Raw genomic sequence first — 13214 nt, 5'->3', positions numbered from 1 at the left:
CGTGCAGATGCACGGGAAGGAACGTCATGCAGGGCAGTAGTTCAGTCGCTCGACCCACCACTCCGGCAGCGGTCGACGCGGCCGCCGTCGAGGCCTCCGTCGAGCGCTTGGACGGCGTCGCGGTCCGGACGCCGTTGCAACGCAACCTCCGCCTGTCCGAGCGCACCGGAGCGCAGGTCTGGCTGAAACGCGAGGACCTGCAGATCGGCCGTTCCTACAAGCTTCGCGGCGCCTACAACCTGATCGCCCAGCTCGACGACGCGGCGAAGTCGGCCGGTGTGGTCTGCGCGAGCGCCGGCAATCATGGCCAAGGCCTGGCGTACTCGTGCCACATACTCGGTGTCCAGGGCAAGGTTTACGTACCGCGGACGACGCCGCGCCAGAAGCGGGACCGGATCGCGGCGCTCGGCGGCAAGCAGATCCAGGTGATCGTCACCGGCGACACGTACGACGACGCCGCGGCGGCCGCCCTCGCCGAGGGCACGGCGACCGGGGCAACGATGGTGCCGGCCTTCGACGACCCGAGAACCGTTGCGGGCCAAGGGACGGTGGCGGTCGAGCTCGTCGACCAGCTCGGTCACGCGCCGGACGTGCTCGTCGTACCCGTCGGTGGTGGCGGGCTCGTTGCTGGGGTCGCGACCTGGATCGCCGAGCGGCACCCCGGCGTACGCATCGTCGGTGTCGAGCCGGGTGGTGCGGCGAGTATGGCGGCGGCGTTCGAGGCCGGGTATCCGGTGACGTTGCCGCACCTGGACAGCTTCGTCGACGGCGCCGCGGTACGGCGGGTTGGTGAGGTCACGCTTCCGCTCGTCCAGCAGGCCGGCGTGGAGCTGATGTCCGTACCGGAAGGACTGGTGTGCTCGGAGATGCTCGAGCTGTACCAGACCGACGGACTGATCGCGGAGCCCGCGGGCGCTTTGTCGACAAGTGCCCTCGGCAACGGTCTCGACGTACGGCCGGGTGAGACCGTCGTCTGCCTGCTCTCGGGCGGGAACAACGACGTCAGCCGGTACGGCGAGATCCTTGAGCGGTCGCTGGTGTACGAAGGGCTGAAGCACTACTTCCTGGTGACGTTCCCGCAGGAGCCCGGCGCGCTCCGGACATTCCTGGACGAGGCGCTCGGGCCGGACGACGACATCGCGCTCTTCGAGTACGTGAAGCGCAACAACCGGGAGACCGGTGTCGCGCTGGTCGGCATCGAGATCGGCAACCGCAACGACCTCGACGGGTTGCTGGCGCGGATGGCGGCGGCGCCGCTCGACATCGAGCGGATCAACCCGAACTCGCCCGAGTTCCGCTACCTGATCTGAACAAGTACTGCTCCCGCCGACTCGTCCGGCGGGAGCAGTACGTCTGTCGGTCAGTGTGGTGAGTGCTTGGACCCGCGCGGATCGTTCGGGTGCGTACCGTCGTCCCAGTTCTGGTTCACCGGCTGCTGATCCCGGGCTCGCTCACCGGCGGTGTCGTCGGTGTCGTCGGTGTATTCGGTGGTTCCGGTGGCTCCGGCTGCGTTGATGTCGCCGTCCGGCCACAGGTTCTGGGCCTGGCTGCGGTGTTCCTCGGCCTCGACCTGTGCGTCGGCCGCGGCCTGGCGGCGCTCGCCGGCCCCGGCGGCCAGCCGGCGTGCCTCAGCTGCCTTCTCGTCCGCGATCGCCTGCGCCTTACGCGCCCGCGCCTCGACCTCATCGGCCGCAGCCTGCTGCTTCTCGGCGTGTGCCTCGGACGTCATCGCCTGATGCTGATGCTCGTATGCCTCCTGCCGCTCCTTCTCGGCCCGGCGCTTCGACGTCCGCGACGACGCTCCGGCGATCAGGGCGACCACGATGACCAGCACCGCAATACCCACGACGATCCACACAATGGTCATTCCGTCCATCACGCCTCCCTTGGCTCGATGTCCAGAACCACCGGTACCCGGACCGATGGGCGCCTAACGCGTCAGACCAGACCGCGCCGCGCGGCCCAGACGATCGCCTCGATCGCGGTGCTGAAGCCGAGACGGTCGCAGATCAAGCGCGTCCGGCGACGGACGGTCCGCTCGGACAGGTCCAGGCGGCGCGCCACCGAGTCGACCGGGAGGCCGGTGGCGAGCAGGCGAAGGAGCTGGAGGTCGTCGTGGCTGACCTCGCGCGGTGGCACGCGACGGGTCAGCGGTCGGAGTTCCTGGGGGAGGACGGTCATACGGATCACCTTGTTCCGAACACCCGGGACTCGGCGGCGTCCCAGTCGGCCGGTTTGCCCTGCGGCTCGTACCGCCGCAGCGAATGAGTGGCCCGGACCAGCGCGCGCATCGCGGCCAGGTCCGGGAGCGGCTCGCCGAGGGCGCGAGCCTGGACGAGTACGTTGCCGAGCGCGGACGCCTCGACCGGTCCGGCGAGCACCGGTACGCCGCACGCGTCGGCGGTCAACTGGCAGAGCAGTTCGTTCTGCGATCCGCCGCCGATGACGTGCAGTACGTCGACCTCGCGGTCGGCGATGGCCTGCGCGGCGTTGAGGGTACGGCGGTACGCGAGCGCGAGGCTCTCCAGGATGCAGCGCACCGCGGCGGCCCGGGAGCGCGGCGGCTCCTGGCCGGTGGCCCGGCACTGTTCGTCGATGCTTCGCGGCATGTTGCCTGGAGCAAGGAATTCTGGGGCGTCGGGGTCGATCAGTACGGCGAACGGCGGCGCACCGGCGGCGTCCTGCAATAACGTTTCAAGATCGTCGCCCCAGACCCGTAGGCATTCCTGCAGGATCCACAGGCCCATCACGTTGCGGAGGAAGCGGATCCGGCCGTCGACCCCGCCTTCGTTGGTGAAGTTGGCAACTCGCGCCTCCTCGGTGAGCACAGGCGCTTCGAGCTCGAGGCCGACCAACGACCACGTTCCTGAAGAGATGTACGCGAATCGGTCACCTTCCGCCGGCACCGCGACCACAGCCGAGGCCGTGTCATGCGACCCGACTGCGACGACCGGCGTACCGGCGCTCAGCCCAGTCTCGACCGCGAGCACGTGCCCAAGCACGTCCCCGGGCTCGAACAGCCGCGGCAGGACCCGCCTGGGGAGCCGCGCCCGCGCGACAACCTCGCCACTCCAGTCCCGGGCCAACACGTCGTACAGCTGAGTAGTGGATGCGTTGGTCCGCTCCACCCCGATCTCCCCCGTCAGCCAGTACGCGAGCAGGTCGGGGATCATCAGAAACGTTTCACCGGCGACCTCTTCGCCGGCCAGCTGGTACAGCGTGTTGAACGGCAACTGCTGCAGCCCGGTGATCGCGTACAACTCGTCGGCCGGTATTCGCTCCAGGACCCGGGCCATCACGCCGTCGGTCCGGGAGTCGCGGTAGTGAACGGGGTTGCTCAGCAGACGACCCGACTTGTCGAGCAGCCCGTAGTCGACAGCCCAGGAATCGATACCAATGCTGTCTACCGGGCCTGCCTGGTGGAGACCCTCCAGCATCGAGCGGTACAGGTGGAGGATGTCCCAGTGCAGCCGGCCATGGGTGCGGACGGGGCCGTTCCAGAACCGATGGATCTCGGCCAACTCCAGCGTGTGCGGGCCGACGTCCGCGCGCATGACGCGACCGCTCGACGCCCCCAGGTCTACCGCCGCGATCCGCTTCACAACGACACAACCGTCAGGTCGAGCTGGAGCAGATCGGCAACCGCCGCCAGGTCGGCCGCCCGATGCCCGGTCCCCAACGCCCAGTGGTGCGCGACGCCCGAAGCCGACCAGGCGTCCGTCCACTCGCCGGGGTCACACCCGAAGTCCACGCGCGACGTCGTGTTTCCGATCTGCAGCAAGGGACCCGGTACGACGGTGCCCTCGGAAGCGATCAGGTGAAACGTTCCATCGCGCCGCTGCCCCAACCCGCACAGCGTCACCGGCCCACGCCGTACGTCGAACTCCACGGACACGCCCCACCCGCGCTTCCCGTGGTAGACCCCCAACCCACGCAGCAACGGCTTCTCCGCGGAGATCCCCAGGTGCGCTGGACCGTCGTGGCCCATCTCGACCACGTTGTCCCGGAAGTTCAGCGCCTGCAGCTCGGTGAACGACCCGCCGGCCCCGAGCCTGTCCATCACGAGCATCGCCAGCGACGTCCGCAGCTCGTACTCCCCGGCCGCCGGCACACCCCTTGCCGTCAGCAACGAAGCGCCGAGGATCATCCCGGCCGCGACCCGCTCGTGCGCCTCTCCGTCGAGGCCGCGGTGGTAGTACGCCAGCGAGGTCAGTCCGAAGTCCTCGACCAGCCGATCGAGCGCCACCGACACCTGGGCGCCCCAGCGGAAGTCGTCCTCGTCCACCGAGTCGTCGAGCGTGAAGATCTCCCGCGCGAGCTTCATCCGCGCCGCGGTCTCGTCGGAGGTGACCTGCTCGACCCGCACCCGCAGGTCGTCGATCTCGAGGATCTCGACGTGTCCACCGAGCTGCGCCGAGACCAGCGTCGGGTCGGTGATCACGTCCATCATCCCCGGATACAGGTGCCCGAGCAGACCGTGCCGCCCGTGCCGGAGCGCCGCGCGGACGCCGGCCGCCCGGATCCAGCGCCCGATCCGCTCCCAGGCCCGCTCGTCCTCGAGGTACCCCGACACCGACCGGAAGTCGATCCCGCACCGCTCGAACGCGTTCGCCATCTCCGGCAGCGGGCACGCCCCGCAGTACGCGAGCCACGCGCCGGTGTCGAACGTCGCGTGATCCATCGCCTCGGTCGGCTGCAGGTTGAGCAGCAGCACCGGCGCGCCACTCCGCTGCGCGATCGGTACCAACATCGACGCAGTCATGTACGTCGTCAGGAACCCAACGATCAGGTCGCAATCACCCAGCCGGAGCTTCTCCGCGGCCGCGGCACCCTCCTGCGCGTCCGAGATGAACCCAACGTCGATCACCTCGCAATCGAGGTCGGCGAACCGCTCGGACACGCGCCGCGCCGACGCCTGCAACTGCGGGAGCAGATCCGGGAACTGCGGCCAGTAGGCACCCAGACCGCCCGCGACCAGGCCGATCCGAGTCTTCCGCGGCTCGGCCCAGGGCAGACCGCCGTGCCCATCGACCGAACGACCCGGATCAGCACTCCACATGGCAGCTCCTAACGCAGGAACGCGGCGGCGACGCCGGCATCGACGGGGACATGCAGACCGGTGGTGTGGGTCAGATCTCCGGCGGCGAGCGCGAAGACGGCAGCCGCCACGTTCTCCGGCAGCACCTCCCGCTTCAGCAGCGTCCGCTGCGCGTAGAACGCGCCCAGCTCCGACTCGGGTACGCCGTACACCGCCGCGCGCTGCGCACCCCACCCGCCGGCAAAGATCCCGGACCCGCGCACGACGCCGTCCGGGTTCACCCCGTTGACCCGCACGCCGAACTCGCCGAGCTCGGCCGCGAGCAGCCGGACCTGGTGCGCCTGGTCCGCCTTCGCGGCGCCGTACGCGACGTTGTTCGGGCCGGCGAAGACCGAGTTCTTGCTGGAGATGTAGATGATGTCGCCGCCGAGGCCCTGGTCGATCAGCACCTTCGCGGCCGCCCGCGAGATCAGGAACGAGCCCTTGGCCATCACGTCGTGCTGCAGGTCCCAGTCGCGTTCCGTTGTCTCCAGCAACGACTTGGAGATGGAGAGGCCGGCGTTGTTGACGATCAGGTCGACGCCGCCGAAGGCCAGTACGGCGTTCTGCAGCGCCTTCTCGACCGCCTCCGCCGAGGACACATCTGCGGCGACCGCGACCGCGACGTCGGTCGAGCCGATCTCCTTGGCGACCGCTTCGGCCGCGGCCTGGTCGAGGTCCGCGATCACCACGCAGGCACCCTCGGCCGCCAGCCGCTGCGCGATCGCCTTGCCGATGCCCGAACCGCCGCCGGTGACGAACGCGACCCGCGTCGCCAGCGGCTTCGGCTTCGGCATCCGCTGCAGCTTGGCCTCTTCGAGCGCCCAGTACTCGATCCGGAACTTCTCCCGCTCGTCGATCGGCGCGTACGTCGACACCGCCTCGGCGCCCCGCATCACGTTGATCGCGTTCACGTAGAACTCGCCGGCCACGCGCGCGGTCTGCTTGTCCTTCCCGAAACTGAACATCCCGACGCCCGGCACAAGCACCACGGCCGGATCCGCTCCACGCATCGCCGGACTGTCAGGCTCGGCGTACCGCTGGTAATAGGCCTCGTAGTCGGAGCGGTACTGGGTGTGCAGCTCCTTTAGTCGGGCAACTGCTTCGTCCACCGTGGCGGATGGAGGCAGGTCGAGGACGAGCGGCCGCACCTTCGTACGCAGGAAATGATCTGGGCACGAGGTCCCGAGTGCGGCCAGCGAATGCAGCTTCGAACGCGACAAGAACTCCAGCACGACGTCTGAATCGTTGAAATGCCCAACCTGTGGTTTGTCCGTTGATGCCAGCCCACGGATGAAAGGCGCCAGGGCCGCCGCCCGGGCCCGGCGTTCCTCCAGTGGGAGCGCCTCGAAGCCGGCCACCGTCGGGCCGAAGGGTTCCGCAACACCTCGGTCGGCGATGAAACGTTCCGCCGTGCGAATGATCTCCAGCGAGTTCGCCTCGCACTCCTCCGACGTGGCGCCCCACGCGGTGATGCCGTGCCCGCCGAGGATGCACCCGATCGCCTGTGGGTTGTTACGTTTCACCGCCGCAATGTCCAACCCCAGCTGGAATCCAGGCCGCCGCCACGGCACCCACACCACCCGGTCGCCGAAACACTCCGCGGTCAGCTTCTCCCCGTCGGCAGCGGTGGCCAGCGCGATCCCCGAGTCCGGGTGCAGGTGGTCGACGTGCGGAGCGTCGACCAGCCCGTGCATCGCAGTGTCGATCGACGGCGCCGCACTACCCTTGCCGTGCAGGCAGTAGTCGAACGCGGCCACCATCTCGTCCTCGCGGTCCACGCCCGGGTACACGTTCACCAGCGACTTCAGCCGGTCAAGACGCAGTACCGCGAGACCCGACGGCGTCAGCGTGCCGAGGTCACCGCCGGAGCCTTTCACCCAGAGCAGGTCGACCGGCTGCTGGGTGACCGGGTCGGTCTCGGTTCCCTTCGCCGAGGTGTTTCCGCCGGCGTAGTTCGTGTTCCGCGGGTCCGCGCCCAGGCGATTGCTCCGGGCAACGAGGTCGGAAACGGTCATCGGTGTTCAGGCTCCCCATCCGGCTTGCTGACCGCCCACGCGGTCCTTGACGATCTGGTCGAAGTACCCACTGCGCTTGTACGCCGCGACCGGGTCCGGGTCGAGGCCCTGCGACTCGCGCAGCTCCGCGAGCAGCGGCCGTACGTCGGTGTTGTACGCGTCCATCAGCGCCGCGTTCGCGCTCAGCACGTCACCCGAGGTCTGCGCCGCCCGGAGCGCGTCCCGGTCGACGAGCAACGCCTTCGCGGTCGCCTCCTGGACGTTCATCACCGAGCGGATGATCGCCGGGATCTTCTCCTCGATGTTGTGGCACTGGTCGAGCATGAACGCGATCCCGCGGTCCGGGTCGAGCGCGTCGCCGCGGACGATCTCGTTCATGATCCGGAACAGCTGGAACGGGTCCGCCGCCCCGACCATCAGGTCGTCGTCGGCGTAGAACCGGCTGTTGAAGTCGAACGCCCCTAGCTTCCCGGCCCGGAGCAGGAACGCGACGATGAACTCGATGTTCGTCCCCGGCGCGTGATGCCCGGTGTCGATGCAGACCGTTGCCTTCGGCCCCAGCTCGAGACAGTGCGCGTACGACGTACCCCAGTCCGGCACGTCGGTGGTGTAGAAGGCCGGCTCGAACAGCTTGTACTCGAGCAGCATCCGCTGGTCGTCGCCGAGCCGGTCGTACACCTCCTTCAGGGCCTCGGCCAGCCGGCCCTGCCGGTCCTGGATGTCGTCCTGGCCCGGGTAGTTGGTGCCGTCGGAGAACCATAGCTTCAGGTCCCGGGAACCGGTCGCGTCCATGATGTCGACACACTCGAGCAGGTGGTCGGTGGCCTTCCGCCGGACCCGCGGGTCCGGGTTGGTCACGCTGCCGAGCTTGTAGTCGTCGTCCTGGAACACATTGCTGTTGATCGCCCCGAGCCGGACGCCCTGCTCCTTCGCGTACGCCGACAGTGCCGCGTAGTCCTCCACTTTGTCCCACGGGATGTGCAGCGCAACGCTCGGCGCGACCCCGGTGAACCTGTGCACGACGGCCGCGTCGGCGATCTTCTCCTCAGGCGTGCGCGGCACACCGGGCTGAGTGAACACCTTGAACCGGGTGCCGGAGTTCCCGAACGCCCACGAGGGCAGCTCGATCTCCTGGCGGCTGAGGGCGGCCTTCGCGGCTTCGGTCGTCATCGTTCGGTCCCCTTCAAGAATCTGATGCAGTCAGGTGGAAGATCTCGGGCAGGAGCTGGAACGATTCATCCGGCGGCCTGCCGCCGGTCCCGGTGAAGTATTCGGCCATCTCCGCCTGCCAGCGGGTGTTGACCTCGGTGGCCGCCATCGCCTTCTGCGCGGCGTCCAGGTCCTCGGCCTCGACGTACCCGATGAGCAGGCCGTCGGCGCGGAGGAAGAGCGAGTAGTTATGCCAGCCGGAGTCCCGGAGCGCGGCCTGCATCTCCGGCCAGACGTTCCGGTGCCGCTCGACGTACGCATCGAGCCGGTCGGGCCGGACCTGGAGGCAGAAGCAGTAACGTTTCAAGACAGGCCCTCAGAAGTTGAACTGGTCGATGTTGGCGGCGGTGAACTCGGTCGGCGGGCCGAGCACGATCTCGCCGTCGGCGCCGATCGTGTACTCGCCGAGCTTCCCGGCCTTGAACTTCTCCCCCTGCGCGCCGGTGATCTGCCCCGAGCTCAGCGCGGCACCGGTGTACGCCGCCAGGTAGCCGATATCGGCCGGCTTCCAGAGCGCGAACTTCTTCACCGTGCCGTCCTTCACGTACTGCCGCATCTGGTTCGGCAGGCCGAGCCCGGTGATCTGCACCTTGCCCTTGTAGCTCGACGCGCTCACGTACCGGGAGGCGGCGGCGATCCCGACCGTGGTCGGCGACACGATCACCTTCAGGTTCGGGTACGACTGCAGCAGACCCTGCGCCTCCTGGAACGACTTCTGGTCGTCATCGTTGCCGTAGGCAATCTTCACCAGCTTGAGTTTGGCGTTCGCGGGCTTGGCCAGCTCGGTCTTCATCACCTGGATCCAGGAGTTCTGGTTCGTCGCGTTCGGCGTCGCGGAGAGGATCGCGATCTCGCCCGCGCCGCCGGCCAGCTCGCTCGCCATCTTCACCAGGCTCTCGCCGATCCCCTGCGTGGTGGCCTGGTTGATGAACGCGTCCCGGCAGGACTTGGAGGCGTCGGAGTCGAAGCTGACGACCTTGATACCGGCCTTGCGGGCCTGGTTCAGCGACGGGCAGACCGCGTTCGGGTCGTTGGCCGCGACCACGATCACGTTCTGCTGCTGCTGGATCAACGTGTTGATGTAGCTGACCTGCGAGGACGCGCTGGCGTCGTTCGGCCCGACGAGTTTGTACTCACCCTTCAGCTCGGCGACCGCGTCCTTGCCGCCGCCGACCTCGACGTCGGTGTACGGGTTGTTCAGCTGCTTGGGCAGGTAGGCGATCTTCAGCCCTTCCTTCAGCGGCGCATTCGGGTCGGCCTTACCGGCCGTGCTCGCCGGAGCCGCCGAGGTCTGCCCCGCGGTGCTGGACTTCGTCGTACCGCCGCAGGCAGTCAGCGCGAGAGCGACGACTGCCAGGACCGCCAGGTGCTTGCGTCGAGACATGCTGCGTCCTTTCAAGTACGGCTCAGGTACGGCGAAGCCGGTTGACGAGGTTGGGACCGAGGACCGAGGCGATCAGCAGGGCGCCGGTCACCACGTTGAGTGCCTCGTTGGACACATCGGACAGGCGCAGTGCGTTCTGCAGCGAGCCGAGCAGGACGACACCGGCGATCACGCCGGGCAGCGCGCCCTTGCCGCCGAAGATCGAGACACCACCGAGCAGGACGGCGGCCACCACGGCCAACTCGAGTCCGGCACCGTTGTCCGCCCGGGCGCTCGAGTAGCGCAGCGTCCACAGCACGCCGGCGAGGCCCGAGATCAGCCCGCCGGCGACGTACAGCCAGAACTTCAGCCGGCCCGGGCGGACGCCGGCGAAGCGCGCGGCCTGTTCGCTCGCGCCGACCGCGAACACCGCGCGCCCGACCGGCGTCGCGTGCAGAACCACCCCGAAGACGACGGCGAGGACGACGATCACGATCAGCACGTTCGGGATCGACGTACCCCCGATCGTGCCGGTGACCCAGTCGGTGTACGACGACGGGAAGTCGGCGACCGCGCTGTCGCCGAGGACCACGAAGGCGAGTCCGCGGTACAGCGCGAGCGTGCCGATCGTGACCGCGAGCGAGGGCAGACCGAGCACGGTGACGAAGAAGCCGTTGACGGCGCCTAGGACGGCGCCGAGCAGCAGGCAGAGCGGGATGATCGTTTCAATCGGCTGGTTCGCGTTCCACAGCGAGCCCATCACGGCGCTGGACAGGCCGAGCGTGCTCGCGACCGAGAGGTCGATCTCGCCGGTCACGATCACCAGCGTCATCGGCAGCGCGATGATCGCGATCGGCAGCACGTCGAGGACCAGGAAGCCGAAGTTCTGCGAGGTACCGAAGCTGTCGACGGTCGCGGCCGCGATCACCAGCCAGATCAGGGTGATCGCGATGATTGCAACGTTCCAGTTCAGCAGCCGGGCAGCTGGCGTGGCTTCAGCGACGGACATGCGAGCCTCGCTTCTTCAGGCTCGCGGTGACCCGCGCGGCGACCAGGCGGTCGGACCCGATCGCGAGCAGGATCAGCCCGCCGACGATCGCCTGCTGCCAGAACTGGTTGATCTCGAGTACGGCGAGCGCGCTGCCGATCGTGGTCAGCAGCAGCGCGCCGAGTGCCGCGCCCCAGACCGATCCGCTCCCGCCGAACACCGCGACACCGCCGACGACCACGGCCGCGACGACGTTGAGCTCGTAGCCGGTGCCGGCCGCGGCGTCGACGGTCCCGAAGCGTGCCGCGAACAACACTCCCGCGAGCCCTGCGAGACCGCCGCTCACGACGAACGCGCCGACGGTCCGTCGACCGACCGGGATACCGGCCAGGCGCGCGGCGTGCGGACTCGAGCCCATCGCGTACAGCTCTCGGCCCATCCGGTAGCTGCGCAGGACCACACCCGTGACGACGAGGATGAGCAAGGCCAGCAGGACGAGGTACGGGATGCCGAGGAGCCTCGCGTTGCCGAAGTTGAGAAAGCTCGCGGGCAGCTCGTCCGCGTTGATCTGACTGCCGCCGGCCCAGAAGTACGTCACGCCGCGGACGACGTAGAGGGTCCCGAGCGTGACGACCAGCGCTGGCACGTTGCCATAGCGGACGAGCACTCCATTGAGCCCACCGCACACGACGCCGACGGCCGCTCCGACCAGCAGGGCGAGCAGAACGGGCAGGCTGTTGTGCTGGAGCAGCGTGCCGACAGTGAAGGCACTGAGGCCGAGGACCGAGCCGACGGAGAGGTCGATGTTGCGGGTGATGACGACCACCGCTTGACCGACCGCGAGCACGGCCAGGATCGCGGTGTTGAGCAGGATGTCCCGGATGCTCTGCCCGGACAGGAACCGTGGGTTGGAGATCGCGGTCACCGCGACCAGGAGCGCCAGCGCGAGGACGATGCCGAGCTCGCGGACCTTGAGGACGACGTCCAGCGACGACCGGCGCGGGGCGGGCAGGCCGACGGCGGTCATACGCTCGCCTCCTGGCCGGTCGCGGCGAACATCACTGCCTCTTCGGTCGCCTCGGCCCGGGTGAGCTCCGCGACCAGACGCCCCTCGCGCATCACCAGCACGCGGTCGGCCATCCCCAGTACTTCGGGGAGCTCGGACGACACCATCAGTACGGCGACGCCGTCGGCGGCGAGCGACGACATCAACCGGTGGACCTCGGCCTTGGTGCCGACATCGATGCCGCGCGTCGGCTCGTCGACGATCAGCACCTGCGGCTTGGTCGCCAGCCACTTGGCCAGCACGACCTTCTGCTGGTTACCGCCGGACAGCGTCCCGACCTCGTCCGACAGCCTTCCGTACTTCGTCTTCAGCCGATCGGCCCACTCCTTCGCCGAGCGGCGCTCCCGGCTGCCGGTCAGGAAGCCGAGCTGCGACAGCGAGCGCGACCGGGGCAGCGTGACGTTGCGCTCGATCGACAGCTCCATCACCAGGCCCTGCTGGCGGCGGTCCTCGGGGACGAGCGCGATGCCGGCGGCCATCGCCTGCTTCGGCGAGCCAGGCTTCAGCGGTCGGCCGCCGACCTCGACCGTACCGGCGTCACGCGGGTCAACGCCGAAGATCGACTGCACGACCTCGGAGCGGCCGGAGCCGACCAGGCCGGCGAGTGCGACGATCTCGCCGGCGCGGACGTCGAACGACACGTCGGCGTACACCGGGTCGCGGGTCAGGTTGCGGACGCTGAGCTTGATGTCTCCGGGCGTCACGTCCTGCTTGGGGAACAGGGCGCCGAGGTCGCGGCCGACCATCTTGCGGACCATCTCGTCGACCGTGATCTCGCTGAGCAGCTCGGTAGCGACGTGCCGGCCGTCGCGCATGATCGTCACCCGCTGGCAGAGCGCGGTGATCTCCTCGAACCGGTGCGAGATGAACAGCAGGGCGGCGCCGTCGTCGCGGAGCGACCGGGCGACGGTGAACAGGCGCTCGACCTCGACGCCGGTCAGTGCGGCGGTCGGCTCGTCCATCACGACGACGCGGGCGTCGGCCGAGAGAGCCTTGGCGATCTCGACGAGTTGCTGGTCGGCGATGGAGAGCCCGCGGGCCGGGCGGTTCGGGTCGATCGACACGCCGAGGCGGGTGAAGAGCTGCCCGGCCTGGCGGACCATGGCGGCCCGGTCGACGGTTTTGAAACGACCCAGTGGTTGGCGGCCCATCGCGATGTTCTCCGCCACCGACAGGTCCGGGAAGAGCGTCGGCTCCTGGTAGATGACCGCGATCCCGGCGGCCTTCGCGGCGGCCGGGCTGCTCAGGTCGAGCGGCGTACCGGCCAGCTCGACGGTGCCGGCGTCCGGGCGGTGCACGCCGGCCAGCACGTTCACGATCGTTGACTTTCCGGCGCCGTTCTCGCCGACCAGGGCGTGCGCCTCGCCGGCGTACAGGTCGAAGGAGACGTCCCGGACGGCGGCGACCGCGCCGAAGGACTTCGACACCTCACGCACCCGCAGGGTGGGCGGACCGTCGGCCATGGGTCACCTCCCCCTCGGGGCGCGCGGAGT

Annotated in this window: 12 protein-coding genes; 1 reads left to right on the top strand and 11 read right to left on the bottom strand. The window is 68.9% G+C overall.

Annotated features, from left to right (window positions below):
* Positions 1–26 precede the first annotated feature (26 nt).
* Entirely contained in the window at positions 27–1310 is a 1284-nt protein-coding gene (gene ilvA / locus AB0E69_RS12605; RefSeq protein WP_360143333.1) for a threonine ammonia-lyase IlvA, read from the top strand.
* Between the two features lie 50 nt (positions 1311–1360).
* Here ilvA and AB0E69_RS12600 read toward each other — a convergent pair whose 3' ends face one another.
* The 11 genes from AB0E69_RS12600 to AB0E69_RS12550 all read right to left on the bottom strand — a co-directional run bounded on the left by AB0E69_RS12600 (position 1361) and on the right by AB0E69_RS12550 (position 13184).
* Positions 1361–1876, bottom strand: a complete 516-nt coding sequence (locus AB0E69_RS12600) for a hypothetical protein (protein WP_360143331.1) — start codon at positions 1874–1876, stop codon at positions 1361–1363.
* 62 nt (positions 1877–1938) lie between these two features.
* Positions 1939–2181 (bottom strand): LuxR C-terminal-related transcriptional regulator, encoded by a 243-nt coding sequence (locus tag AB0E69_RS12595; protein WP_360143329.1) that lies wholly within the window; start codon positions 2179–2181, stop codon positions 1939–1941.
* Positions 2182–2186: 5 nt separating this feature from the next.
* A complete protein-coding gene (locus AB0E69_RS12590; RefSeq protein ID WP_360143327.1) occupies positions 2187–3602 on the bottom strand; it encodes a rhamnulokinase family protein in 1416 nt (471 codons plus the stop codon).
* The gene (locus AB0E69_RS12585) at positions 3599–5059 is read right to left on the bottom strand and encodes an L-fucose/L-arabinose isomerase family protein (RefSeq protein ID WP_360143325.1); all 1461 of its coding nucleotides are present in this window, start codon (positions 5057–5059) and stop codon (positions 3599–3601) included. The genes AB0E69_RS12590 and AB0E69_RS12585 overlap by 4 nt, the downstream gene beginning before the upstream one ends.
* Positions 5060–5067: 8 nt before the next feature.
* The gene (locus AB0E69_RS12580; protein WP_360143323.1) at positions 5068–7095 is read right to left on the bottom strand and encodes a bifunctional aldolase/short-chain dehydrogenase; all 2028 of its coding nucleotides are present in this window, start codon (positions 7093–7095) and stop codon (positions 5068–5070) included.
* Positions 7096–7101: 6 nt separating this feature from the next.
* A complete protein-coding gene (rhaI, locus tag AB0E69_RS12575; protein ID WP_360143321.1) occupies positions 7102–8265 on the bottom strand; it encodes an L-rhamnose isomerase in 1164 nt (387 codons plus the stop codon).
* Between the two features lie 13 nt (positions 8266–8278).
* Positions 8279–8611, bottom strand: coding sequence for an L-rhamnose mutarotase (locus AB0E69_RS12570; protein WP_360143319.1), 333 nt, complete (start codon positions 8609–8611; stop codon positions 8279–8281).
* A 9-nt stretch (positions 8612–8620) separates the two neighbouring features.
* On the bottom strand, positions 8621–9688 hold the full coding sequence (gene rhaS, locus AB0E69_RS12565) for a rhamnose ABC transporter substrate-binding protein (protein WP_360143317.1): 1068 nt from the start codon (positions 9686–9688) through the stop codon (positions 8621–8623).
* Positions 9689–9710: 22 nt separating this feature from the next.
* Positions 9711–10676, bottom strand: a complete 966-nt coding sequence (locus AB0E69_RS12560; RefSeq protein ID WP_360143315.1) for an ABC transporter permease — start codon at positions 10674–10676, stop codon at positions 9711–9713.
* Complete coding sequence (locus AB0E69_RS12555; RefSeq protein WP_360143313.1) at positions 10663–11682, bottom strand: ABC transporter permease; 1020 nt, start codon at positions 11680–11682, stop codon at positions 10663–10665. The genes AB0E69_RS12560 and AB0E69_RS12555 overlap by 14 nt, the downstream gene beginning before the upstream one ends.
* Positions 11679–13184: a sugar ABC transporter ATP-binding protein gene (locus AB0E69_RS12550; protein ID WP_360143311.1), complete on the bottom strand. Its 1506-nt coding sequence runs from the start codon at positions 13182–13184 to the stop codon at positions 11679–11681. Before AB0E69_RS12550 ends, AB0E69_RS12555 begins: the two co-directional genes overlap by 4 nt.
* Positions 13185–13214 lie beyond the last annotated feature (30 nt).

It is taken from the genome of Kribbella sp. NPDC026611 (assembly GCF_040638345.1).
GTDB lineage: Bacteria > Actinomycetota > Actinomycetes > Propionibacteriales > Kribbellaceae > Kribbella.
This window is presented reverse-complemented; position numbering and strand designations above follow the sequence as displayed.

Coding starts and splice junctions, on each gene's coding strand:
- AB0E69_RS12585 (WP_360143325.1), bottom strand. CDS start 5,059: ATGTGGAGTGCTGATCCGGGTCGTTCGGTCGATGGGCACGGCGGTCTG.
- ilvA (WP_360143333.1), top strand. CDS start 27: ATGCAGGGCAGTAGTTCAGTCGCTCGACCCACCACTCCGGCAGCGGTC.
- AB0E69_RS12580 (WP_360143323.1), bottom strand. CDS start 7,095: ATGACCGTTTCCGACCTCGTTGCCCGGAGCAATCGCCTGGGCGCGGAC.
- rhaS (WP_360143317.1), bottom strand. CDS start 9,688: ATGTCTCGACGCAAGCACCTGGCGGTCCTGGCAGTCGTCGCTCTCGCG.
- AB0E69_RS12555 (WP_360143313.1), bottom strand. CDS start 11,682: ATGACCGCCGTCGGCCTGCCCGCCCCGCGCCGGTCGTCGCTGGACGTC.
- AB0E69_RS12560 (WP_360143315.1), bottom strand. CDS start 10,676: ATGTCCGTCGCTGAAGCCACGCCAGCTGCCCGGCTGCTGAACTGGAAC.
- AB0E69_RS12595 (WP_360143329.1), bottom strand. CDS start 2,181: ATGACCGTCCTCCCCCAGGAACTCCGACCGCTGACCCGTCGCGTGCCA.
- rhaI (WP_360143321.1), bottom strand. CDS start 8,265: ATGACGACCGAAGCCGCGAAGGCCGCCCTCAGCCGCCAGGAGATCGAG.
- AB0E69_RS12600 (WP_360143331.1), bottom strand. CDS start 1,876: ATGGACGGAATGACCATTGTGTGGATCGTCGTGGGTATTGCGGTGCTG.
- AB0E69_RS12550 (WP_360143311.1), bottom strand. CDS start 13,184: ATGGCCGACGGTCCGCCCACCCTGCGGGTGCGTGAGGTGTCGAAGTCC.